Raw genomic sequence first — 24,385 nt, forward strand, 5'->3', positions numbered from 1 at the left:
CGCAGCGCGCGCCGCACGGCTTTCGGTCGCGCCGATGATGGATTGGAGGGGGTGGCTTTTATCTACATGATTTATAATAAAAATAAACGGTAGTCTTTGCGCGGTGTTCCCATGGATTACTCCATTCAGCCGTTTACCGTGCTTTATACTGATTAGCGTGTATTTTCTCTTTATACGTTTTTGCGATTAAACAGTGTTTATGCGTATAATCGTATATTGATACAATATGCGTTACTGCGTGTATCTCTATTCATGAATGATCTCGCCCGCACTCCGCAACAGTTAGGCACTTTGATCCAGCGTGCGCGTAAAGCGCAGTGCTGGTCGCAGACGGAATTGGCCGAACGTGCCGGGCTTAGGCAAGCTACGATCTCGGGGATCGAGACGGGTGAAAAGCCGGGTCGGCTTGATACGATCCTCGCGCTGCTGGCGGCGCTTGATCTGGAGTTTCGGGTAGCAGCGCGCTCGAGAGGGCAGGGGCAGGACATCGAGGATCTGTTCTAATGGGCCGTCGCCCTGCCTATGTGCCGCTGCGCGTTTATCTGAATAACCGTCATGTTGGCATTTTGCTGCGCGAGGCAGGGGGCGCCATCCGTTTCACCTATGATGCCGATTGGCTGGCATGGCAACACGCACTGCCTGTCTCCCTGTCGATGATGCGGCGATCGAGCGTATTCTGAACGACCTTGGCAAAGCACCGCTTGGTCTTGCTGCTGATGATGCCTTCAGAATTTCGGTTGCGGGCGCGCAGGAAAAGACTGCGCTGCTCTATCATGAGGGCAGGTGGATCAAACCGCATGGCACCACGCCCACGACACACATTTTCAAAACCCGCATCGGGGCGCTGCCCGGCGGCATTGATCTGGCGGATAGCGTGGAGAATGAATATTATTGTCTGAAGCTGATGAAAGCGTTTGGCTTGCCGGTGAACACTGCACACATGAGCACCTTTGGGCAATCGAGCGCACTGGTCATCGAGCGGTTTGATCGGCGCTGGACACAGGATGGCCGCTTGCTGCGATTGCCGCAGGAAGATTGCTGTCAGGCGCTATCCGTGCCTCCAACACTCAAATACCAGAGCGAGGGCGGGCCGGGGATCACAGCCATCATGTCGCTTTTGCAAGGCAGCGATACGCCAGTGGAGGACCGCGAGACTTTTTTGAAAGCGCAGGTCATTTTCTGGCTGATCGGAGCGACAGACGGACATGCTAAGAACTTTAGTCTGTTTTTGGGTCCCGGTGGGAGCTACCGGATGACACCATTCTATGATGTCCTGACCGCTGGCCCAGCTGCCAACGCACGCCAGATCGAAGGTAAGCAAATGAAACTGGCCATGTCGGTTGGAAAGCGTCGCCATTACCGCATTGATCAAATCCATGGCAGGCACTTTGTGGAAGCCGCGGTCGAGGCTGGCATGTCTCGAAAACGCGCGATTTCTGTTCTGGAGTCTGTTGCCGAGCAGGTAAACGGCGCACTTGATACGGTAACTGATGATCTGCCAGCAGACTTTCCAATGGAAATCGTAAGTGCTGTTAATGGGTCGGTTCGCAAGCGGCTAAGTAGATTGTCGGTTGCGACGCCTTCGGATTGATCTGTGGGAATTTTTTGTATCTTGTTGGAGCTTTGTTACACAAATTGTGCCTGGAGGATTCACCACATGATTCCAGCGTGATAGCTGGTGACCATGAGCAGCTGGACCCCTACGAAGTACAAGACCAAGAATTGGTCGTCTTACAATGACAGCTTGAAGCAACGCGGATCGCTGTCGATCCATTGACTTGCAGCATATGCGTGCATGTGCGAGGCGTTGGTTTGACGCGGAGATGGCTTGGGAGGCGAAGCCATCAGGTCATCGTGGACGCCAGCAAGCCTGTAGCGATGCGGCGATCCAAGCCCGTCTGACCATGAAAGTGCTGTTCGGTTTGCCTTTGAGACAGACGACTGGCTTTGTTGAAGGTCTGCCGGAATTGATGGGGCTTGACTGCTCAGTGCCAGACTTTAGCACCTTGTGTCGACGGCAGAAGACGTTGCCGGTCGCCATTCCCTATCGGGGCTCAACGGGGCCGTTACGTCTGCTCATCCCCTCTCGGGCATTGCTGCGCAATACCCTGCCGGGGCAGCGGATAGTACCGGCATTAAAGCTGGGGGCGTATTGTCGGCCAGAAACGGCCACTGAAGTCCAAACATGTCTGGGCGATCCGTGTCAGGCTGGAACTTGCCGTGAACCATCGCGATCTGGCTCTATTCAATATGGCCATTGATAGCAAATTGCGCGGGTGTAACCTTGTGCGGATGAAAGTGATCGACGTCATGGCGTCTGGACAGATCAAGGAACGGGCATCGGTGTTGCAAAGCAAAACCCCAATACCGGTCCGGTTCGAGATTTCCGAAGGCACCCGCGCCTGCACATCTCAACGCGCCAATATGCTCGAATTGTGCGGGATTGGGTTTCATCGATAGGTTTGGAAGTGACCGCCTATGGAACCCATTCGATGCGGCGCACAAAGGTTACCCAAACCTATAAGAGAATGTGCAACCTGCGTGCCGTGCACGTTTCTGCAGGGGCATACGAAGATGGACAGCACTGTAAGATATTGGGGCGTTGATCTTGAAGATGCTTTGGCAATAGCGGAAGCTATTGAAATATGAGAGCTTGGGCCGTTCGACACGGACGGCCCAAACCCGACCTTGGCCGTTGGTTCTGGATGCTGCGGTGCGGCCCGTCGAACCAGCCATTCGCTGCGACTGCAAAATCTCAGCGCAAGCGAAATCACAGTCTGCGGACTTTTCGGTCATTCGTTTTTCTCACTTCGCTGACGCAGCATTTGCTCGCGGTTGCCGCACTTATTGTGTTGCAACGCTGCGCGTGTCGTCATTCCAGCCATTCGCGGGCTTTGTTCTAGCTGGAACCAAGACCATGCTTTCGCTGCATTCCGTCCAGACAAACAAGACGCTGATGAAACTGTCACCTAGCGTCATGGAGAAACCAAGCTGGCCTCCACGGCCACCAAAGTGCAGGTAGCTGATAGGACGCGGATTCCGCGCGCCGAGGCATATTCTGAACTGTCGTACCGAACCTTAAGCGCAGCCACGTCCGGAAACTCAAACATCACCCGTCGATTAACAGGGCTTTGTCAAGATTGCTCGGGCAGGTTACGAAGACAACAAACAGACCAGATTCAGTCTGCAACAATTTGATGCCATTCGGCTTCGGCTGTGATACTCAACTTACGGAGAATTGGTCAGGAGATCAAATGACGTCGGACTTGAAGCGATTATTGGACTTGTGCAGTTGCGGCTATTGCTGACGCAGCATACGTTTGCAGTCGCGGCGTAATTATTTCCGGTTTGCGGCTGACTTCACCAGACCGTTCATTCGTGAGTGTCGTTTTCCCTCGAACAAGGACCGCACTTTCGCTGCAACGTGGAACGCCGCCCTGCGCGACAACGGCATCTTCAAATCGCCGGGCAAGCTGTACCCGTCGCTCGTACTGACACAGGCCGATCTAGACCAGACGGAGCAGGCCTTCGGGGTGGCGGCGCAAACTCTTGCGCATCATAGAGCCTGACGGCCAGGCCACCAGCCTGCTAGGGGCCTTGCACCAGCCCTTTCACCAAAGCATCGACAAAGGCGCGGGCATTGGTCAGCTCCGTGCGCCTTTCGGTGAACAAGGCATAGGCAGGCACAGTGGCGGTCGCGAACTCAGGCAGCGGATTGCATAGCGTTTTGTCTGCCAGTGCATCGCTCACTGAAAATTCCGGGAAGATAGCAAACCCGTCCCCCTCAGCCAGAACCGCACGGATCATCGGGGCGCTGTTCACGACAAGCTGACGGCTCGGCGCAATCACGGTTTCACGGCCGTCCTCCGCGTAAAGCGGCATCTTGCGCGGCATCGTTGGGGTGCGAAGCCACAAAATACCGTTCAAGTCTTTCGCGTCTTTGATCAATTCGGCATGTTCAGGCCCGCAGCAAACCACACCGCGCGTCTCAAAGAGCTTGCGCGCAAGACGTGGGTCATCCCCAGGATCACCAATGCGAATAGCCAGATCGACGCGCGCTGCGACAGGGTTCAGCACAGTGTCATCAAGTGTGATGTCCAGCGCCACATTGGGGTGCGCCCGCGCAAACTGCGCTACTACGCGGCCAAAGCGGGGGCCTGACGCAACCGTCGGCGCGGTCACGCGCAACCGACCTCTCAGGGCGCTTCCCTCGCGCCTCATGCTGTCCAGCCCGCTTTGGAAGGCGTCGGCTATGGCGGCGGCATGGGGCAAAAACGCTTCTCCCGCCTCGGTCAGTGCGATTTTGCGGGTCGAGCGATACAAAAGCTGACGGCCCAGCCGTGCCTCCAGATCCGAGATCATCTGGCTGACATAGGGGGGCGACAGGCCAAGGCTATCGGCGGCCGCGCGAAAGCTGCCTTGCGCGACAACGGTTTGAAACACGGCGACGGGGCGTAACAGATCAAGATTATTCATAGGTAATACCTACTAATACATTCGGCAAATCGCCAATACTAAAGAATGTTTTGGTCGGTCATCTTCAACTCATCTGCAAAACAGGAGTGAATGATGCTGAAAACCCTTACCGTAAACGCCGCCCTTGCACTTAGCGCAGGCTTTGCCACTGCACAGGAAACATCGATGACCGGACCAATTTACGAAATCGCCATTCAGGAAGTCAAAAACGGCGATGTTGCCGACTGGACTGCCGCACGTGCGCCGCTGCTCGAAGGTCTGGCCCAGACGCCGGGAGTTGAAGAAGATTGGACGCTCAAGGCATTCTTCACCTTCCCGGAACCCGGCCCGCTGACCGTCTATGTCGGCCTGACCCGCTGGTCTTCAATCGAGGATTTCGGCGCCGCGTCAAAGGCGATGATGGGCATGCCGGTGGTGCAATCCTTCTTTGAAAAGGTGAACATGCAAGCCTTCGTGCAGGTTTCTCCCGCAGATGGCGCGCCCTTTATCCTTGAGGACTACATCAACAAACCCGGACAGGTTCTCGAGGTTGCCGTGCGCACGCCCAAGGCGGGTGAAGAGGGTAACTTCGACGCCGCCCGCGCTGGCTTTTTTGGCAAGGTGGCGGAGCAACCCGGCTATATCTTTGATCGTGAGTTCGTCACGGCTGATGGCGCGAGGGTCGTCATGATCGGCTGGGAAAACCAATCCGACTTCATGACTGCCCTTGGTGCGCTGTCGCAGATGCCCGAAATGGGCGCTTTCTTCGGCATCATCGACGCCAGCGCCTATCAGGCGGCCATCGTCGAATAACGCGCAATACCGCAGATGAAGCGCGGCGCCGGGCACTCGCAAGTGCCCGGCGCTTCAATCTGCGCCAAACCGATCGAGCACATTCCGGGTCACGGCGATTACCTGCATGTCCTTCCTGACCAGCCCAGCCACCCATTCACAGGTCGCCGCTGTGAAGACAGAGCCTGCGCCCTTTTTCCAATGGATGATCATGCCGTTGCCACGTGTGCAGGCATCCAGCGTCTGGGGCGTCACCTCACCATAAAGCGCCATCGCCTTGAACGCGGCATCCGCCGCGCCGATGTAGGGCGTCTCGCCCCAGATTTTGTGGTCAGCTTCGATGTTCGTCGCCAGCCCCATTGCCAGAATTTCAATCTCTTGCACTGCCCCATCCGTGCAGGTTGCAAAGGGCAACCCGTCTTCGAACCGATAGTCCAGCCCATCAACCTCATAGCCAAAGATGCGCGCCTGAGCGCCAATCACATCGCCATAACCGACCTGCGCCGCCTCAAAGGCCCAGTGCTCGGGGCGGTAGATCGTAAACCCGCCCGCGCCGCGCCCCACGCAATTGCCAAGGCCCGCATAGACACCGCGCAGCGCATTCACGCCAAATGTCAGTGCGCCGGGCCGGTCCACGGGCGCAATCTCCCATGCGCCGGTCACGAGATGGGCCTGATCGGTGCCTACCAGCGGATCGTGCTGATCAGCGGTATATTTGTAGCAAACCTGTTGCCGCCCTTCGTCCTCGATCCGCGTTTGCCACAAGAAGTTGCCAGCAAAACGCGCGACGTTTCCGCCCTGTTCAACGTAAGTATCGACTGCGTCGCGCATGTTTGCGCTCCAGTATTCATCATGGCCGACGAAGACCGCGCAAGCATACCGCGAGAGCAGCGCTGGATCGTCCTCGAGATCATGCAGGGTGACGAAGTCAAACTCGTAGCCTTCGCTTTCGGCCCAGCGGGCGAAATGGCGCTCGTAGCTGGCCCAGCCCGCCGAGGCGTATTTCTTCGAATAACCGTAGGCATAGGCCCATTCCATATAGGGATAGCGCACCATGTCGCCCACGCGTGGCGGCGTGTCCGTGAGCGCGCGTGGTGCGCCTTCGGGCAACTTGCAAAACCCGCGCGACCATGGCCGCTGGGTCGAGACGACAGGCGAGAAAGCGTTGCCATCGGGGCCAGTTATCCCCTCATAATGGTTTGATCCGCCCCAACAATTGTAAGCCAGCCAAGTGCCCGTGGCACAAACCAGAACATAGGACGGCGGGGCGGTATCAGGGGCTGCACGCACCAGAATGATATGATGCTCTTCGACCAAATCGTCGCCGCGCCGCGCCCGAAACGTTACGAGGTATCCTCCTGGCCGCCAATCAGCGGGGATGGTGAAGGCAAAGCTTTCGGGCCAGACGCATCCGTTGACCGAGCAATCCTGCGGCGTGGGGTGATGTTGGCCCGTGAGGCCGGTTTCGTGCAAAAGCTGCGTGTATTCGACACCATCACGGCCAATCTCAAGATCCCAGTCAGGCGCCGTGGTTGAGACGTGAAGCGCCACGCGATCGCCCGGGGCATAACTCATCTTCAGGGTGTAGCCCCAGATCTCCAGCACGGCATCGTCGCGCGCGGGGCCGATATAGTAATTGTCCAGTATGTGCCGCGCTTTGGCGCGGGTTCTGGGGGTGGTGGCAGGCTTGGGGCTGTCTTCTGTCATGTCACTATTCCGGCAAATATTTCTCTGACCACGCTTCAGCCGCGATACCTTGCGCAATCATGCTGTCAATATCACTCTCTGAATAGCCCAGACGCGCAAGTATAGAGCGGGTCTGCGCGCCGTATTTCGGCGCAGGTCCGGGGATAGAGATTTTAGCGCGCACAGGCCGGACCGCATTGGGTGCTGCCAGATCAACCCAGCGGCCCATGGGGTGGGTGTCGTGGCGCACGGCGCGATAGGTCGCGCGTTTGATGTCCACCGCGCCCGCGCTTTCCAGCTGCAAGCCGCCTTCGCGCGTTCCGTGAAGCGAGCCGAGTGGAACGATACCAACAGAAGTGCCTGCAAAGCGGTCGGCCCAATGCGCGATCTTCTCTTTTGCGAAACGGCCCGCGATCAGCGCCGTCAATTCGTCCTCGCCGCTTTGCGCCAAGTCCTGCAACTCGGGAACCCGCTCCAGTGCGGCGACGCGCTCTGTCGGAGCGGCAAAGAACATCCAGCCATCTGCCGCCCTGTAGCAATGATAAAACGGACCCCAGCCTTGGACGTTCCGCCCAGAAGGCTCGTCAAAGGGTGCGCGCCCCGCATAATCATACATAAATTGCGCCTGAATCATCTCGCCAGCGCCCGCAAGGGCCGCGCGCGCTGTGCCGCCTTTGCCTGTGAGCCGCACCTGCTCAAGGGCCGCGCCGAGCGCGACACAGGCGCAATACCCTGTGAGCACGTCAATGGTTCCGAAATGGGCGTGCTCTTCGGGCGTATCCGGCCCGCCACCAAATCGGGTCATCACCCCTGTTGCCGCCTGTGCTAGATCATCATAGCCCAGATGATCGGATTTGGGACCAAGGGCTGGCCCGCCAAAGGCGTCAAGCTGCACAAGGATGAGCTTTGGGTTGATCTCGGCAAGGCGCGCTTCGGTTAGGCCGAGGACCGCGCGTTGGGCATCCGTGCCATTCATGGTGAGCACGTCCGCTTGCGCCACCAGTTGCCACAGCGTTTTCTGTCCGGCGGGATCACGAAGGTTCAGCAAAAGGCTCTCTTTGCCGCGCTGCGCCTGCAGGCCAAAGACAATAGCGTTCCAGGGATCGACTGAGGGGGACACCGGCTGTACCAGCGTGACCTCCGCGCCGAAGCGCGCCAGTGTAGAGCCGATTGTGGGGCCTGCGATGACATTGGTTAGATCCAGAACTTTTAATCCATCTAGCCAGCCGCCCGTGCCCTGCGCCGCAGTTTTGGGGCGTGTTGGTTCGGCCAGACGCTCTGGCAGCGCGGCTCGAAAGTCGTCGATCTCAGGCCCTGCACGTTTTTGCAAAACGCCCCTGTCTTCAGCAAGCCATGCGACATTGCCCATCTGGCGCATCTCGCCATAGCGCGGATCATCGACCTTCAGCACCAGACCAGAGGCCAGTGCATGCGGATCGGCAAGCCACTCCTTGGTGCTGCGCTGCGCGGTTGCAGGGGCTTTGGCCGCCCCGAAGAGCTCTTCCCACTCATGCGCGGGCCGCCTCAGAAACGCTTCTTTCATGGCATTTGACAGGCGTTCACGATCGCGCTCGCCCACAGGATAGCTGCGCAACGCCCATGTGTCTGGCCACTCCGCCTGATCTACATACACATCAAAATCTGGAAGCTCCGCGAGCAGATCGCCAAGGCCCAACACCTCCAGAACCCGGCGCGGGTGTGTCACGATGGAACAGGAGACGATATAAAAACCGCGCCCGTCCGCGCAGGTATAGGTCCGGTAAAACGGGTCGAGAAACTCGGACAGCTGCGCGTAGTCCATATCGTTGGGCAGACCAAGCCGCGCGCGTCGCTCCAGTTCGAATTCGCGGGGGGATTTGTAGCGGTCGGGATACTCCTCAACCAACTCGCTGTTGTAGGCAAGGCCCTCAAAAAGGGCCGACGCCAGCGGCACTTCGATATGCTCGCCGCCAAGCCTGTCACGGGCATTGAGCGCGAACAGGACCGACATCGCCCCAAAGGATGCGCCGTAAGCCGAGGCAAGGCCAAGAGGCGTGAACGACGGGTTGATGCCCATCAATTGGCGGTTAAGGCCCATATCTGTGAATTGCCCCGTGCGCGCCGCAATCACCGCCTCCCAAGCCGCAACATCGCGCAGATCAGGATCGGTTGATGCAAAGCCCGGCATAGACAGCGAGACGATGCTCGGGTTGGCCGCCTTCAAGGCGCGCGGCCCAAGGCCGAGCCGCTCCATCACTCCCGGGCGGAAATTCTCGATCACAACATCGGCGCGCGCCACCAGATCAAGGGCGGTCTGATGATCCTTGCCCGATTTCAGATCAAGCGTGAGCGCACGCTTGCCGCGCGAGAGCATGTCAAAGGCCGGATCGCGCCATCTCCGGCCAGCAGGCGGATCGATCCGAAGCACGTCAGCGCCCATATCGGCCAGCATCATCCCGACCATCGGACCGGCCAGATACTGACCGAAATCAAGAACGCGAATATGCGAGAGCGGGCGGTTTGGCATGAGGCTGATCCATGTTTGAGAGACGGTGTGTCACTTCACCGTAGAAAACGATTGCCACAGGGCCTATGCTTAAAATGCCAAAAGAAAAGCCCAAACTGCCAATGACGCGTCTAAACATCACTGTCTTTCTATTCGATGCCTTCTCCAACATGGTTTTGGCCTGCCTGCTGGAACCGTTGCGCGTGGTGCGTGACCAGCACGGGCTTGATATCAGCTGGACCATTCTGACCCAGACTGATTTGCCCGTGGAAAGCTCCAGTGGCATCGCTGTGACACCTGACAAGCCCAAGGCACATGCTAAGCCAGCGGATCTGGCGTTTGTCATCGGTGGCGATGTGTTTCGCGACACGCGCAGCGCCTCGGATTTGCGCCGCAGTCTTGATCCGCTGATCGCAAACGCCACGGTGATTGCCGCTGACACCGGAACATGGATATTGGCGCGCTGCGGATACCTTGAGGGACGTAAAGCAACACTGCATTGGCAGCTTCTTGACGAGTTCGCGGAAACTTTTCCGCAGGTCGATGTCTCGTCTGACAGAGTTGTGCGCGACGGGCGCTTCTGGACCTGCGGAACCGCCGCCGCGGCACTGGACCTTATGCTAGACTATATCCGTGAACGTTTTGGCCCTGCTGTCGCGCTTGATGCCGGTGCGATGTTTCTGCATGACAACGCGCGGCGGCACGGGGCCTCATATCCTGCACAATCGCTGCCCTTTAATGCCTCCCCCAAGCTGGCCCGCGTCTTGCAAATCATGTCCGAGACGCTGGAAAACCCCGTGTCCATTGCGCGTTTGGCCGAAGCGGCAAACATGCCGGAGCGCTCCTTTCACCGGCTGTTTCTGCGCGAGTTGCAAATGCCTCCGGGAAAATACTATGTTCTGTTACGCCTCGCTCGGGCGCGTGAGCTGGCACGCTATGGCGGCTTGACGCGGGGCGAAATTGCCCTGCGCTGCGGTTTTGCAAATGCGTCAACGCTTGCACGCAGCTTTCGCAAGCATCACGGATCAGCTTTCGTTTGATCCGAAAAGCCTAACAACAATCGATACCCGTTCAAACCACCCTGAACCGGCCAAGGGGCGATGCAAAAGCGCACTTTGTCGTTAGTGTTTGAATGCATGGTAGCGAAATTCGAACGGTTACATGAACGGCTGCTATTTACTCTGCACGGCCGCATCAATTGTCAGCCCACTTCAGAGAGCTTTGCGCTTCTTGAGAACGCAGCGCGCAAATCAAATAAACTGAATGGGCTCATTCCTATCGACTGCTGTGGGAAGCATGAAGGCTTGGTGTGGATTGGCGAACGGGATTAGCCGTCCGCCAACGACGTTCAGATGTCGATCCGTTCAGCGATGCTCAACGCATCTTCTAACTCGACGCCGAGATAGCGCATGGTACTATCGACCTTCGTGTGGCCAAGCAGAAGTTGCACGGCGCGAAGATTGCCCGTTTTACGGTAAATCTCCGCAGCTTTGGTACGACGCATCGAGTGTGTACCGTATCCGCTGGGCTCCAGACCAATCGCTGTCACCCAAGCTCGGACAAGCCGACCATACTGACGGGTTGAGATGTGAGCGCGGTCATGGAAACGGCTAGGGAACATAAAGCGGCAAGCGATCATCTCGGGTGACCTCACCCACGCAATGACGGAAACACGCGTGTTTTCAGTAAGTTCGAACTGAACCGGCTTTTTGGTCTTGCTCTGGATCACCGAAACCCGTTCGCGAACGCGATCGTCTTTGACCAAATCAGCGACGGCGAGTTTGACCAGATCACAGCCGCGTAGTTTGCTATCAATCGCGACGTTGAACAGCGCAAGGTCGCGAAGATAGCCCGCAAGTTCCAGTCGCGCACGGATCGCCCACACCTGTTTAGGAAGCAGCGGTCGCTTCTGCCCGATAATTCGCCCCTTGTTCCAGGCTTTGCGCTTTGGGGTGACTGCGGGAAGTTTGACTCTTGGCATAATATGCCCTCCAATCCTCCCTCCATACCCAATCATCAGCACAGCGCTGACGCCGGTGGCATAGCATCGAGCTCAATGGCTGTTGTGGCAAGACGCTAAAACGCATCATCTCTGCAATTGCATTAGGCCGCAAAGAGCCCACTCCCACATATGCTGCAACCTGCTCAAATGTCTAATAAGTGCATCTAGCGGTTATTCGATGCGCGATGGGTCAACACCCCAACAAAATTGGCGTGGCGGTGAGGGTGTGATTTTGGGTGTTCCTAGCCTGGAAGTGCAGAAATCGAAGGCATTGCCAGGCTAGCCTGATGGGGCAAGAAAAGCTCCGGCTTATTGAGCCAGAGACATTTCGCCTGCTCTTGCGTTTTGCGCGATCTCGCGGGCATGGTCGCGCAAGACAAATTTCTGGATCTTGCCGGTGGACGTACGCGGGATCGGCATGAATACAAACTGCCCAGGCACCTTATAGGGAGCAAGCTGGTCCTTGCACCAAGCGCGTAAACTGGCGGCATCCGCGGTTTGACCCTTGGCCAATTCCACAAAGGCACAGGGCGTTTCGCCCCATTTTTCGTGGGGCATTGCAACCACGGCGGCGATCTCAACCGCAGGATGACGGTAGAGCGCTTCTTCCACCTCGATGGACGAGATATTCTCGCCGCCCGAAATGATGATGTCCTTGGAGCGGTCCTTGAGCTGGATATAGCCGTCGGGATGCCGCACGCCCAGATCGCCAGAATGGAACCAGCCGCCATCGAAGGCCTCTTGCGTGGCTTTGGGATTGCGGAAATAGCCTTTCATGACGACGTTGCCGCGAAACATCACTTCGCCCATCGTTTTTCCGTCGCGCGGTACGGGCACCATGGTTTCAGGGTCCAGCACATCCAATCCCTCAAGCGGCAGATATCGCACGCCTTGGCGTGATTTCAGCGCGGCCTGCTGGGCGGGCGGCAGATCAGACCAGTCCTGATGCCAGTCATTCACCACGGCTGGACCGTAGGTTTCAGTCAGCCCATACAAATGCGTCACATCAAAGCCCGCGATTTTCATATCGGCCAGGAGATTTTCCGGTGGCGGGGCGGCTGCGGTAAAGAACTGCACGGCTTGGTCGAGCCTGCGCTTTTCGGCTTCGGGGGCCGAGATCATCAGAGACATGACAATGGGCGCGCCGCACAGGTGTGTGACGCCCTCATCAGCCAAAGCGGTCCAGATTGGTTCTGCCCGCACCTGACGCAGGCAGACATGTGTCCCGATGATCGCCGACAGGGTCCACGGGAAACACCAGCCGTTGCAATGAAACATCGGCAGCGTCCATAGATAGACCGCATGTTTCGCCATCGAGGTCGTCAGCGCATTGCCCTGCGCCAACAGATATGCACCGCGGTGATGCGAAACGACGCCTTTGGGATCGCCGGTTGTGCCGGATGTGTAGTTGATCGAAATCGCGTCCCATTCGTCCAGAGGCATCAGCCAGTCAAACCCAGGATCACCCATCGACAAGAAGGCCTCATAATCCTGCGCATCTGTCGCAGCTGCAGGCCCGGTGAATTCAGCATCGTCGTATTGGATGACCAGTGGTGTCACTGTGGCCAGCGCCAGCGCGTCCTGCATCAACGGCATGAATTCGCGGTCTACGATAACGATTTTGGACATGGCATGGTCCAGCTGAAACGCAATCACCGACGCATCGAGGCGGATGTTTACGGAATGCAGGACACCGCCGCACATGGGAACACCGTAATGGCATTCCAGCATCGCGGGCGTATTGGCCAGTAAGGCCGATACCGTGTCACCGCGCCCGACGCCATGCTGCGTCAAAGCGGATGCCAACTGGCGTGATCGCGCATAATACGCAGCATAATTGCGCCGCAACGCGCCATGCACAATTGCTGTGTGATCAGGAAAGACTGACGCTGCGCGCTCCAGAAATGTCAGCGGCGTCAACGGCTGATGGTTTGCCGGATTGCGGTCCAGATCGGCGTTGTAGGGGTTCGCGGCCATGGCTCAGGCGTCCTGCCATTGGGGTGCGCGCTTTTGAATGAAGGCCCCGATGCCTTCCTCAGCGTCCTGCGCGAGCATGTTGTCGACCATCACACCCGAGGCGTAATCGTAGGCGTCGGATAGCGCCATTTCACGTTGCGCGTAATAGGCGCGTTTACCTGTTGCCAATGTCATGCTGGATTTTGACGCAATCTTGCGCGCCATCTCCATCGTTGTCTCTTGCAGTGCCTCGGGTGCCGCGACACGGTTCACAAGACCAATCTCCGCGGCCCGCGCGGCTGACGTCATATCACCCGTCAGCAACATTTCCATCGCGTGTTTGTCGGCCACATTGCGCGACAGCGCCACCATTGGTGTGGAACAGAACAGCCCTATATGCACGCCTGGTGTGCTGAAATGCGCGGTATCTGCCGCAACCGCCAGATCACAGCTTGCGACCAGTTGGCAGCCTGCGGCAGTGGCCACGCCAGTGACTTCGGCAATGACGGGTTTGGGGCAATTCACGATGCCCTGCATCACGCCTGCGCACATCGCCATGACATGTGCAAAATAGGCTTTGCCACCATCATGATGCGCCCGCCCAGCGGTCATTTCCTTGAGGTCGTGACCCGCACAAAAGGCAGGACCATTGGCCGCCAGAACAATGACCCGCACCTTTGGGTCGGTCGCCGCATCTGTAAACGCGGCACCCAGTTCCGCCAGCATTGCCTCGGACAAGGCATTGCGCCGCGATACATCGTTCAAGGTAAGGCGCAGTATGCCGTTTACGTCCAGATCGCGCAGCAGGATGTCAGATGTGGTCACGGGGCTATTCCTTTTGGGTGCTAAAGAATGTTGATTTCGACGCTGTCTGCCAAGGTGTTCGCGATAAAGCAGTAGCGGTGCGCGCGGTCCTGCATCTGCGCCAGCTCCTCGGCGCTGACCAAAAAGCCGGTATCGAAACGGACTACCGGATGCAGGTCAATTCGTGTCACCGACATCTGGCCCTTGGGGTTCTTGCCCAAATGGGCTTCGGCGTAATCGTGGTAACTGGCCACGGGCCAACCCGCTTTTGCGGCCAGCGCGAGAAAGGTCATCATATGGCAACTGGACAACGCCGAGGCGAGGGCCTGTTCGGGGTTCGTGTTGTCCGGATTTCCGCCCCAATCAGGGGCGGAATCGACGAGCAGGTCATAGCGGTTGTTGTATTGAACCGTATGCTCGTTTGAATACGCACCAGTTTGCAAAACGGGAGTCGCTCGCTGCCAATGCAGCTCAATTGCGAGGTCTGACATGTCGGTCTTCTTTCGTGTGGCAGGCCGTTACGCGGCTGCAATTTGCTTTTTGGGATCATAGAACGGACGCTCGCAGATTGTTGCGCGGATGGGGCCAGACTTTGTGACGACCTCGACCTGTGCACCGATGCTGGCGTGTTCCACTGACACCATGGCCAAAGCGATGTTCTGCTCCAAACGTGGGGAATAGACGGCGGATGTGACTTTACCGATTGCTTCGCCATCTGAATTGATTTCCCAGAACGTCGTATTCGGCCCAGTGAGAGGGGCACCGTCGATGATCAGGCCGATTTGCTTGCGACTGACACCTTCGTCCTTAATGCGACGCAACGCGGCCTTGCCGATGAAATCAGCCTCCATGTCGAGGTTCACAAGCCGATCAAATCCAAGCTCATAGGGGTTGGTACTCATGTCAGCATCTGCGTGATACGACAACATCCCTCCTTCGATGCGGCGGATGGAGGATGTGTGGCCGGGCTTGAGGCCAAAATCCAGACCTGCTGCCATGATGGTTTCCCACAGCAGGTCGCCCTTAGAACCGTCACGCAGGTAAATTTCGTATCCCAGTTCACTCGACCAGCCGGTGCGGGACACGATCAGAGGGATGCCGTCCAATTCCACTTCGCGCAGCCAGTAGTAGCGCAGGTCCATAATCTTGTCGCCAAACAGCGCACGCATGATCTCGCCGGACTTGGGACCCTGCAATTGCAGAGGGGAGACATCGGGTTCGCCAATCGTGACATCAAGGCCAGAATTGACCGCGACACCCTGCGCCCACAGGAGGATGTCGCTGTCAGCCAGGGAAATCCAGAAATGGTTTTCTGCAAGACGCAGCAGGATCGGGTCGTTCAGAATGCCGCCATCCGCGTTGGTGATAAGGATGTATTTGCACTGGCCCACGGCCATCTTGGACAGATCACGGCAGGTCAGCATCTGGGTGAATTTGGCAGCGTCAGGCCCTGTGATTTCAACCTGCCGTTCAACGGCAACATCACACAGAATAGCATCGTTCACGAGGTTCCAGAAGTTCTGCGCCGGATCACCGAAATCACGCGGGATATACATGTGGTTGTAGACGGAAAACCCTTGCGCGCCCCAACGCACTGTTGCGTCAAAATAGGGCGACTTGCGGATTTGTGTGCCGAAACCGAAATCATCTGCTTGCATTGAAACGTCCTCCCATTTGTTTGTGATCCTCCCGACCACAAACCGTTGAATTCTGTCCGAGAAATAGTCCGGGAAAGGCAAGGAAAGCGGTCCAAAGATTCCGCATTCGCAGTCCAACCAGGCCGTTTTTAAAGCGCTATGAGGACCGTTTGGACCGGTGCGGCTATTTAAGGCGCGCAGTGGCCAGCTTTGATATGTTGGGCAAAGCGGTTTTCACTTGTCGGGTCGCGAAGTGGGTCATGTAGCGGTCGATGCCCAGATCTTCGACATGGAGGTCTTCCACAAAGTCCTGAAACGCAGTCAAGTTCGGGCTTACGACCTTCATGATGTAGTCGACCCCGCCGCCCGTGGCGATACAATCAATAATCTCGTCTCGGCCTTTGACGTAGGCTTCAAAGCGGTCGAAGTCTGCCTTGCGATGACGGCTGAGTGAGACTGTCACGATCACTTGGGCGAAATCAGCCAGCAGACTCAACGCAATGTCGGCGTGATAGCCGCGAATATATCCGCCCGCTTTCAATCTGGCCAGCCGCGCCCAGCACGGTGTCGCGGAAAGACCGCTAATCTCGGCAAGCTTGGCTTTGCTCAATTGCCCATGCTGCTGAAGCGCACTGAGAATGCGGACGTCTGCGGCATCAAGGGCAAGTTTTTTCATTCAATCTGGTCTTTCATGGTATGAATGCACAGCCATAAGTCGCACGACCGCATGCTAGATTAGGATCTACCTATCTGAAAGCTCTCCAACGGGATGCCGGTTTTGCGACCAAAACGAGCAAATCCTCGTCTAGGCAGCCGAGTCGCCGGCCAATAAGTGGCTACCTTGGTACGACATCAATTTTTCGTAGCCATCCTATTTTCACAAAAGCAATGCAATCCAAACGCTAGAATGCAGCTATCAATGCCCAAGTTGAGTGTTGGCGAAATTCACAACTGGCAAGATTTCGGGCTACAGCCAGATATTGGTTGCATCACGTTCTCTAGAACCGCGTGCGGTCCAACTGTTTTCTCAATGAACACTTTGTTCACTTTCCAGGCTGCAGCCACTAGATGCGCAAATTCTAGCGCGAAAGTCCGCAATGAGCATAAAGCCACTGATCATGCATAAGCAGCGAAATGGTGCTTTGTTGGCAGTCTGTAAATTAGACCAATGATTTTTGCTGCACTCTGCGCGAATGGCTGGTTTTCCCGCTGCGCGGCAGCACCGAATTTTACGCTCACGCAGCATTTTCGACGCTGCGAGCGCACGCAGCAGGAAAAACAAATTCACGCAATGGGCTCAGCGCTGCCATTAGATCGGTCGCAGCATTTTTCGTTCATGGGCCTCGCCGCACCGACACGGACGGCTCTAACCGGTCATTCGAGGCCGAGGTCTGCGCCGCAGCGCCGCTTCACCAAACCAGCCATCACGCACGGCGCAGCATTTCCACAGGCATGACGATCGCAATGCGGAAAAACCGACATTTGCAGGGGTAGCGGATCACCATCCTGCCTATTTGCCGACCCCATCTGCGGGTTCTCGGACTTCGCTCGGCGATAAACCGGTCCAACGTCGGAAGCTTCGGAAAAAACTGTTCGGATCGCTATAAGCCAGCAGGAAGGAGATTTCCTCGTTCGCCAACGCGCTCTTGGTCAGGTATCGCAGCGCAAGGTCTTTGCGCGTTGTATCGAGGATTTGCTGGAACGTCGTGTCCTCGTCGCGTAATCGCCGTTGCAAAGTGCTGCGGCTGACGCTGAGTTCCTGGCATACCGTCACCACGTCAGCTTTGCCCAACGGCAGTTGTGTCAGTAGCGCGCTTGAGACCTTGGCGGACATGTTGCTGGTGCGGGATCGCGCGGCAAGTTGTCGTTCGAGATCCTGTTCCATCGCCCCCCACAACCCTTGGGCCTCGGATAGAAATGGTGCCGTTGCATCGGCGTGAGAGAAGCTCAGGGTGGCCTTTTCGCCATATCTCGGCATCACGCCGAGATGCCGGGCGAGTGTGTGTCGCGAATCTTCGTCAGCCCTGAGCGTGGCCGCCACCGGGACCATCGGGCGGGCAGTCATCAGCCGCGCTTTTTCAACGACGAATGCAAGATAGAGCGCCAGCATGGAGGCGGGCAAATCAAGCCCCGGTATGCTGCTGTCGTATTCCACTGTCAGTTCCGCATCATCGCCGAAAACGTGCATGCGGGTTGGACCGATAAGGCTCTTATAGCGGGTGATCCGGCGCAAACCTTGTTCAAGGTCAGGCGCACAATCCAGCGCCAGAAAGACAGGAACGATCGGCCCGCGCGCAATGGCGATGCCCATTTGGCTCGGCAAGTCATCGCGCCCTGCCAGACAGACCATTGCGTCCCACGCGGCCACGTATTGTATTGCGGTCACTCCAAGAGCTGCCTGCTTGGGATCGAGATGGCCGAGACCGGCCTCGCGGAGCATGTCTATGGGGTCGATCCCGAGCATACGGCAGGCGTTCAACCCGAGCGCGAGCGGATATGTTTCCTGCACCGTAGTCTCCCTATCAGTTGGTGGTCCCTTCGTAGTTCATTGCGCCAAAACATCCCTCTTGCAAGTTCTGCAAGTCGATTGGGACGAAATGCAAGCGTTTGACCGCATCTGCATGTTCCAGCTCTAAGCGGTCCGGCTTAGCTTGACCTCCAACGCAATCAATCAGGATCAGAAAAATGAAGTTTCAGACCACGACAATAGACGGCGTCATGATCCGCTTTGCGGCCAGCCGGAATGAAGGCAAGCCGCAGCTCTTGCTGACCTCGCCGCAACCCATGAGCGTTCTGACCTATCGCAACTGGTGGGATCAGCTATCCCAAAGCTTTGATGTGGTGGCGGTGGATCTGCCCAATCACGGCGGTTCTGACCCTGCGCGTCATGTCACGACCGTCAGTCAGCACGCGGTGTTTCTGGGCAAGATTCTGGATCACTTCGGTCTGTCGCACCCGCATGCAGTCGGGCCGGATATCGGCACTCCAACCCTGATGCGGTTCATGGCGGACAACCCGGGCCGGATTAAATCAGCGACCGTGGGCGATGCGGGCGTGGTTGGAAAGGTGGAAGGGTCGTTTCTCCTGCGGGCTCTCGTGTCTTCGCGCCTTGTGCAGTGGGCGACACTCTCTGGCGGCGGCCGCATCGGCGGGCGCATCTACTGCGCCGCCGCTAACAGCGTCGGGTATCGTCTCATCAAACCGTCACGCGAGGTAAAGGCAGACTATCTTGCCGGGTCCACGCGCTTTGCCAAGCTGCGCGGGCAAGTCGGCTTTCTGGGCAGCTATCCAACCGAAACACCGGCGCTTGAGCGTGATGTAACGCGGATCGAAGCCCCGGTGCAGGTCCTTCATGGTGAGTTCGATACATTCGTGTCTGTATCCAATTCGCGGCGGCTGGCGGACCTTCTGCCAAACAGCAGGTTCGCTGTCATTCCTGGTGCGGCACATTATGCGTGGGAGGATAACCCGTTAGACTACCTCGAAAAGGTCTTGGGCTTCATCAAGGAGGTGGATGCCACCACCTAAGCAAACCCGTATTCTTAGGGTCAGGACCCATTAATCCTGCACCACGGGCGCCAAATCCGCGAAATATCAGTGGTTTGGCCCGGAAAGGGAATAGTGGTTTTATTTTCAGGCGGGCCGAGCCGCTGAGATGAAGCGGATTTGGCGTCCTACGGATTTGGCGGATTTTCAGCCTGCCGTCTTCCCAGAGCCTTGAAATAAAAACACTATTCCTGCGTCTCTGGTCATAGTCAGACAGAAAATCTGCCAAACCAGTGGCGCAGGATTAATGGGTCCTGACCCTAGTGAAATGCCCGCCTCCGGATCTTCACTTTCAGCGATGAGTTGACGAACGGCGTCAGGAATTGGCTGGGTTTTGACTGATTTACCGCGTCCCATCAGAACAGAGTTCAGCGCAATTGTGGCAAGGATGAATGCAACGACAAGGCTGGCCCGCAAAAACCGTGAGGCATCGCCACGCAAAGCAAAGTCCCACCAGAGGGCATCCCGATACGGCACGTTGCTATAGGCAAAGAGGCCAACCCATGTGACTGCGCCCAGAAGGGCTGCGAGACTGACCAGCCAAGTCGTGTTCAGGCGGAACACCGAAGCCCCGTCGACCCTGTAAAATGCAGACTTAAAAGCGCCGAGAATACTGGTGCTGATCAGCAGGCCTGTGGCCTCCTCCCAATCGAGGCCCTTGAGCAGCGAGGCCAAGATACCTGCCACCATGAGCGCCATGGCGATGAGCCAAGCGCGATAAAGTTTCCGATAGAGGCCCCGCGAAATGACGATGAGCAACAAGCCTGCGACGCTTCCCGCAAGGTGCGACGCTTCGATAAAGGGCAAGGGGATCATGTCACGCAGCACACCAAGTCGCGCCGTATCCGCGGGTAAGTTACCAGAAACGAGCAGGAGCGTTCCGGCCAAAAGAGCGACACCGGCTGCAGCCATCGGCACGATCGGTCGGGCAAGGCGAAAGGCCCAGGTCGCGGTTTGTGTCGCCGCGTGGCGTTTTGATCCTGCCCAGACAAACGCCAACCCGACGACGGCGACCAGAAACGGCAAGAGCGTGTAGATGAGCCGGTACAGCACCAATGCGGCCAAAGCGTCTGATCTGCCAGCAGCACCCAAGCCAGCAATAATCGTTGCCTCGAAAACACCCAAGCCCCCCGGAGCATGGCTGAGAATACCAAATGCGATCGCACTGATATAAATGATGAAGAAGTAAGGGTAGCTCTGCACCAGATCGGCAGGCATCAGGACATAAAGCGTCATCGCAGCACCGGTGATGTCGAACAGGGCGGCGATGGTCAGTCCACCGGCAAGGCGAACCCCGGGCAGATTAAACCCAAAGCCCGCAAATGACAGGCGGCGCGCGCCCCGCGCCAACCATACAAAGAACGCTATGAGTGCCGAAAGCAATCCAACGCCCATGATGGTTTCGGTTGAATTCGCGAGGGGCAGAACTGTGGACAAACCCTTGGGATGAAGGGTCATGAGAGTGCCAAGGATCAGGATCAGTCCCATCCAGAACGCCACCCAAGACGTCGCAATCACCCCTGCAACACGGGCAAGATCCAATCCCATAGCAGCATAGACCCGATAGCGGACGGCTGTCCCTGTCAGATAGGAAAACCCCAGCAAATTCGAGATTGCATAGCCACTTGCGCCCGCAAGCCCCGCGATCTTGTCTGGGACTTTGCCCTTCGCAACAGAGCGCACGGCAAATACGTCATAAAACGAAAGAGCAAAAAAGCTGACCACAGTCCAAAGTAGTGCAAAACCAAGAGACTTCTTCGAGCTTCCCGCGATATCGGCTTTCACATCCGCCCAATGCACTTGGCTCGCAAACTTGTGCAAGACGTAAACAGCGACGCAGGTGACCAGGATTGGAACGGCTATCTGGACAACAGGATGCTCCAGAGCGCGAACAATGCGCTGCGGTGGACGTGCCGGTTCATGGGCGTTCATTCAGACGTTCCTCCAGAAGTTCGATCTGGATTTGTTGCAACTCAGCGAGCTTGTCCCACTGCTGGGCCAATTGATGGTCCATCTTCTCGTGGAGTTGCCGGATCTCAAGTTCTGCCTTCAAATTGACGCGGTAATCATTTTCAGCCTGTATCCGGTCTCTGGTATCCTGACGCCTTTGGCTCATCATGATGATTGGGGCCTGAAGGGCCGCAAGACTGGACAGGACGAGATTCAGCAAAATGAAAGGGTAGGGATCGAATGGCCGCACCATCAGCCCGATTGCATTGACAGTGATCCAGATGACCAAGATTGCGGTGAATGAAATGATGAATGGCCAACTACCGCCAAACGCGGCGACGTGATCGGCCATTCGTTCGCCGAATGACGTTGATTCCTCTATCGCATTTGACAGGTTCTGCGAAACCAATTGGCCAGACTGAAGGCTTTCGATAACTTGGCGGTCCAGATCGCTCAATTCGCCGCGTTCTCTCTCAAGCAGCGCTTCGACATAGGCACCGCGGAACGTTGCGAGATCAGAGCGACAGATGTGCTTGCCCGCGTCCCAACCGGGATAGGCTGCGTTGACCAGTTCGGAAACGCCGGGTCTGACGGAAACCCAAGGCCGAATGCGAGACGGCGGGAAAGCCTTCTGACAAACATGGCAATGGAACTTTGTGGTCGAGATCTTGGGCTCGGTCACAGGGCCAGCGTTCCTGCGGAACGCGACATCAGGAGCATCGAAATGCCAGTTGATAAGAAATTCAGACCAATCAAAAAGCCCAAAACCCATGTGGAGGTTGTCGGCCACTGCACCAAAATGACGGCTCCAAGAATGACCGCTGAAACCCCGCTTGCTATGATCCAGCGCCAGCTTGATATCTGATTGCGCAATCTCAGCCCAAAAGTGATCGAGAGAGCGCCATCGAGCAGAAGTGCAATGACGATGAACCCAGTGATGAATGCCGCGCCGCGATCGGGGGAAAAGACGAATGAGAGCCCTATAATTAACACAGCTGCGAAAAACAGTGTTACGATGCGCCAGTCAAAGATCGCACGGAAACTGTTGGCAAAGGCCAGACCGGCGAGGCCCCAGAACACAAAGAGCCAAGCGACCAGTTGTTCAACTACAAGCGTTGCCACCACAGGGGCAAGGATCGCAGCCACACCCAGTGCCGCAAAGACGAGCCCGAGGTTTCGGAAACTGTTCCTGATGTTCGCGTGACTTCTGGGTGTTTGGGGCGGGCTGTCAGGTTGCATGATGTTTTGATCCTTGTTGCGTTGGCCGTGCCCGCTATTCCCTTGAGAGTTTCTCAGCCATTTTGGCGTGTTTGGTATCGAAATGGTTGCGCAGATGGTTTTCGGCATCTGAATCGAGGTTCGTGCGCAGAATGCGTCCACCCTTCTTGCTCAGGCGCTCAATGACGCGGTCTGACGCTTCGGTCCGCATCATCATGAACAGCGCTGCCTGACCCGGTTGCAGGGCACCTGAAACGTCTTTCATGAAATCGTCATCAATACCGTAGTCAGAAAGGCCGCCTGAAATTGCACCTGCACCGGCCCCGACGGCCAAGCCCAACAACGGATTGAAGAAGATAAGACCCGCCAAAAGGCCCCAAAACGCACCACCGGTTGCACCAACGGTCCACATATTGACCATTTGATCCAGCTTGATGTTCCGATCCTTGTCTGCTGTCGCGATTACGGCATCCGCAATCTCCACAAGGTATTCCTTTGCCATTCCAAAGAGTTCATAACGCGCAGCCTCGGCTTTGGCGGGCGTGTCATATGCAACGACAATGAGTTCAGACATTCGATGTTCCTTTGTGAAACTGCGATCATTTCAGGTACTAAACGCGGCTGAGGATGAGTGAGTGTTGGCCCAATACGGTGGTGGCCGGGGACTGCGCGAGGGCGACACCAATACGTTTGAGCCCCCCTGCCGGAAAGGGCTTGAATGCCTCAATTAACTTCTGCGGACGGAATTTCCGCCAGCGATGATCTTGTTTATCAACGTAGCGACCGCGTTATGTTCCTCGATCTCTATGTCGGAACCTCCCGCATTTTCATGTGTGGCGGCAGCATCCATGAGAACGCCCATGATCTCTTTTTCTGGCAGGACCTTCGCATCATTCAGCGCAAGAAGCAGCGCTTCGCAGATTGATAAGGCGGCCACACCAGAACTCGTGCTATGGTCAGACATACTGTGTTTGCCTTTCAGGATTACCCGACGCGCGCAGCGAACCTGTGCGGCGGTAAATGCAGTCTTTCAAAGATCATTTCTCTTTGGACTGATCCATGTCAGTCGCGGCTGATTTCTCTTTGATAGGTAACCAGCATTTTGTGTGGATAGGAGCCCATGATGCCGAACAAGCCGCTCGCACTTAAACTGGGCGCTTTTGTAGCCTTATCAGAGGCCGAACTGTCCATTCTGGAAGGTTTGCACAAGCGCCGCCGTGCCTTTGTCGCTGGACGCGATCTGGTGCATCAGGGGCAAATAGATCATGCCGCATACATTCTTGAGTCCGGGTGGGCCTGTTCCTACAAACTGCTGCACGATGGGCAGCGACAGATTGTCGATTTCCAGATACCAGGCGATTTTTTGGGGCTGCGGAGTGTGGTGTTGCACATCTCGGATCATAGTATTGAGCCTGTCACTGATATCGAAGTGACGGAAGTGCATGTCTCTGACCTTCTGGAGGTGTTTTCGCACACGCCGCGGCTGGCGACAGCGGTCCTTTGGGCGGCATCTCGCGACGAGGCGATGGTGGTCGAGCATCTGGTAGGTATCGGGCGTCGCGATGCGGCTGAACGCATGGCGCATTTCCTGCTCGAACTTGGGGCCAGATTGTCCCTTGTCGGCTTGGGAAGCAGGGCGGGATACGCTTGTCCTCTGACACAATATCTTTTGGCCGATGCCCTAGGGTTAAGTGCCGTTCACGTGAACCGCGTGCTGCGGCAATTGCGCGAACAGGGACTGGTTACATTCCGCGATGGTTTTGTCACGTTTGATGACTATGACCGGCTGGTTGAATTTGCAGATTTTGAGATGACCTATTTGGATCAAGTTGGACCATTGTTGGCGAAATGATC

23 protein-coding genes and 2 pseudogenes are annotated in these 24,385 nt (G+C 56.8%); 9 read left to right on the forward strand and 16 right to left on the reverse strand.

All coding sequences use genetic code 11. The features are described 5' to 3' along the window. Positions 1-252 precede the first annotated feature (252 nt). The 5 genes and pseudogenes from B9P63_RS13940 to B9P63_RS19440 all read left to right on the forward strand — a co-directional run bounded on the left by B9P63_RS13940 (position 253) and on the right by B9P63_RS19440 (position 2,649). Entirely contained in the window at positions 253-504 is a 252-nt protein-coding gene (locus B9P63_RS13940; protein WP_085309848.1) for a helix-turn-helix domain-containing protein, read from the forward strand. Continuing rightward, a complete protein-coding gene (locus B9P63_RS19435) occupies positions 504-680 on the forward strand; it encodes a HipA N-terminal domain-containing protein (RefSeq protein WP_245830678.1) in 177 nt (58 codons plus the stop codon). Before B9P63_RS13940 ends, B9P63_RS19435 begins: the two co-directional genes overlap by 1 nt. Continuing rightward, positions 623-1,591, forward strand: a complete 969-nt coding sequence (locus B9P63_RS13945; protein WP_245830679.1) for a HipA domain-containing protein — start codon at positions 623-625, stop codon at positions 1,589-1,591. Before B9P63_RS19435 ends, B9P63_RS13945 begins: the two co-directional genes overlap by 58 nt. Positions 1,592-1,684: 93 nt before the next feature. Continuing rightward, positions 1,685-2,096, forward strand: a pseudogene (locus tag B9P63_RS13950) (transposase); the annotation flags it as partial. 55 nt (positions 2,097-2,151) lie between these two features. After that, positions 2,152-2,649: pseudogene (locus B9P63_RS19440) on the forward strand (tyrosine-type recombinase/integrase). Between the two features lie 326 nt (positions 2,650-2,975). On the opposite strand, the gene B9P63_RS19645 reads toward B9P63_RS19440, so the two are convergent. Both B9P63_RS19645 and B9P63_RS13970 read right to left on the reverse strand, forming a co-directional pair. Continuing rightward, positions 2,976-3,110: a DUF1330 domain-containing protein gene (locus B9P63_RS19645; protein WP_085309850.1), complete on the reverse strand. Its 135-nt coding sequence runs from the start codon at positions 3,108-3,110 to the stop codon at positions 2,976-2,978. A gap of 478 nt (positions 3,111-3,588) precedes the next feature. Continuing rightward, the gene (locus B9P63_RS13970; RefSeq protein ID WP_085309854.1) at positions 3,589-4,476 is read right to left on the reverse strand and encodes a LysR family transcriptional regulator; all 888 of its coding nucleotides are present in this window, start codon (positions 4,474-4,476) and stop codon (positions 3,589-3,591) included. A gap of 90 nt (positions 4,477-4,566) precedes the next feature. On the opposite strand from B9P63_RS13970, the gene B9P63_RS13975 reads away from it, so the two are divergent. Beyond that, a complete protein-coding gene (locus tag B9P63_RS13975; RefSeq protein ID WP_085309856.1) occupies positions 4,567-5,268 on the forward strand; it encodes a hypothetical protein in 702 nt (233 codons plus the stop codon). 54 nt (positions 5,269-5,322) lie between these two features. Here the strand turns inward: B9P63_RS13975 and B9P63_RS13980 are convergent, their stop codons facing one another. Both B9P63_RS13980 and B9P63_RS13985 read right to left on the reverse strand, forming a co-directional pair. After that, positions 5,323-6,954, reverse strand: a complete 1,632-nt coding sequence (locus B9P63_RS13980) for a N,N-dimethylformamidase beta subunit family domain-containing protein (protein ID WP_085309858.1) — start codon at positions 6,952-6,954, stop codon at positions 5,323-5,325. Between the two features lie 4 nt (positions 6,955-6,958). After that, entirely contained in the window at positions 6,959-9,439 is a 2,481-nt protein-coding gene (locus B9P63_RS13985) for a CoA transferase (protein WP_085309860.1), read from the reverse strand. A 74-nt stretch (positions 9,440-9,513) separates the two neighbouring features. Here B9P63_RS13985 and B9P63_RS13990 point away from each other — a divergent pair, with 74 nt between their 5' ends. Continuing rightward, complete coding sequence (locus B9P63_RS13990; RefSeq protein WP_245830680.1) at positions 9,514-10,458, forward strand: GlxA family transcriptional regulator; 945 nt, start codon at positions 9,514-9,516, stop codon at positions 10,456-10,458. Positions 10,459-10,766: 308 nt separating this feature from the next. Here the strand turns inward: B9P63_RS13990 and B9P63_RS13995 are convergent, their stop codons facing one another. From B9P63_RS13995 to B9P63_RS14030, 7 genes are all read right to left on the reverse strand, one after another. Next, a complete protein-coding gene (locus tag B9P63_RS13995; protein WP_085309862.1) occupies positions 10,767-11,399 on the reverse strand; it encodes a tyrosine-type recombinase/integrase in 633 nt (210 codons plus the stop codon). A gap of 330 nt (positions 11,400-11,729) precedes the next feature. Continuing rightward, positions 11,730-13,397 carry an acyl-CoA synthetase gene (locus tag B9P63_RS14000; RefSeq protein WP_085309864.1) on the reverse strand — a complete coding sequence of 556 codons (1,668 nt, stop codon included), beginning with the start codon at positions 13,395-13,397 and terminating at the stop codon, positions 11,730-11,732. A 3-nt stretch (positions 13,398-13,400) separates the two neighbouring features. Further along, complete coding sequence (locus B9P63_RS14005; protein ID WP_085309866.1) at positions 13,401-14,201, reverse strand: enoyl-CoA hydratase; 801 nt, start codon at positions 14,199-14,201, stop codon at positions 13,401-13,403. A gap of 20 nt (positions 14,202-14,221) precedes the next feature. Next, positions 14,222-14,671, reverse strand: coding sequence for an OsmC family protein (locus tag B9P63_RS14010; protein ID WP_085309868.1), 450 nt, complete (start codon positions 14,669-14,671; stop codon positions 14,222-14,224). A 27-nt stretch (positions 14,672-14,698) separates the two neighbouring features. Further along, the gene (locus B9P63_RS14015; protein ID WP_085309870.1) at positions 14,699-15,838 is read right to left on the reverse strand and encodes a glycine cleavage T C-terminal barrel domain-containing protein; all 1,140 of its coding nucleotides are present in this window, start codon (positions 15,836-15,838) and stop codon (positions 14,699-14,701) included. Between the two features lie 163 nt (positions 15,839-16,001). Then, positions 16,002-16,493: an Lrp/AsnC family transcriptional regulator gene (locus tag B9P63_RS14020; protein ID WP_085309871.1), complete on the reverse strand. Its 492-nt coding sequence runs from the start codon at positions 16,491-16,493 to the stop codon at positions 16,002-16,004. An 834-nt stretch (positions 16,494-17,327) separates the two neighbouring features. Further along, positions 17,328-18,326: an AraC family transcriptional regulator gene (locus B9P63_RS14030; protein ID WP_139816263.1), complete on the reverse strand. Its 999-nt coding sequence runs from the start codon at positions 18,324-18,326 to the stop codon at positions 17,328-17,330. Positions 18,327-18,502: 176 nt separating this feature from the next. Here B9P63_RS14030 and B9P63_RS14035 point away from each other — a divergent pair, with 176 nt between their 5' ends. Next, on the forward strand, positions 18,503-19,345 hold the full coding sequence (locus tag B9P63_RS14035) for an alpha/beta fold hydrolase (protein WP_085309877.1): 843 nt from the start codon (positions 18,503-18,505) through the stop codon (positions 19,343-19,345). Between the two features lie 165 nt (positions 19,346-19,510). Here B9P63_RS14035 and B9P63_RS14040 read toward each other — a convergent pair whose 3' ends face one another. From B9P63_RS14040 to B9P63_RS19445, 5 genes are all read right to left on the reverse strand, one after another. Beyond that, a complete protein-coding gene (locus tag B9P63_RS14040) occupies positions 19,511-21,295 on the reverse strand; it encodes a putative bifunctional lysylphosphatidylglycerol flippase/synthetase (protein WP_085309879.1) in 1,785 nt (594 codons plus the stop codon). Next, a complete protein-coding gene (locus B9P63_RS14045) occupies positions 21,282-21,995 on the reverse strand; it encodes a DUF1003 domain-containing protein (RefSeq protein ID WP_245830681.1) in 714 nt (237 codons plus the stop codon). The genes B9P63_RS14040 and B9P63_RS14045 overlap by 14 nt, the downstream gene beginning before the upstream one ends. Beyond that, complete coding sequence (locus B9P63_RS14050; RefSeq protein ID WP_176219167.1) at positions 21,992-22,552, reverse strand: HdeD family acid-resistance protein; 561 nt, start codon at positions 22,550-22,552, stop codon at positions 21,992-21,994. The genes B9P63_RS14045 and B9P63_RS14050 overlap by 4 nt, the downstream gene beginning before the upstream one ends. Before the next feature lie 34 nt (positions 22,553-22,586). Then, a complete protein-coding gene (locus B9P63_RS14055) occupies positions 22,587-23,105 on the reverse strand; it encodes a DUF1269 domain-containing protein (RefSeq protein ID WP_085309884.1) in 519 nt (172 codons plus the stop codon). A 153-nt stretch (positions 23,106-23,258) separates the two neighbouring features. Continuing rightward, the gene (locus tag B9P63_RS19445) at positions 23,259-23,495 is read right to left on the reverse strand and encodes a hypothetical protein (protein ID WP_085309886.1); all 237 of its coding nucleotides are present in this window, start codon (positions 23,493-23,495) and stop codon (positions 23,259-23,261) included. Between the two features lie 156 nt (positions 23,496-23,651). Here B9P63_RS19445 and B9P63_RS14065 point away from each other — a divergent pair, with 156 nt between their 5' ends. Further along, positions 23,652-24,383, forward strand: a complete 732-nt coding sequence (locus B9P63_RS14065; protein WP_085309888.1) for a Crp/Fnr family transcriptional regulator — start codon at positions 23,652-23,654, stop codon at positions 24,381-24,383. The last annotated feature ends 2 nt before the right edge of the window (positions 24,384-24,385 follow it).

Origin of the sequence: Planktotalea arctica (assembly GCF_002105285.1) — a bacterium.
Lineage (GTDB): Bacteria > Pseudomonadota > Alphaproteobacteria > Rhodobacterales > Rhodobacteraceae > Planktotalea > Planktotalea arctica.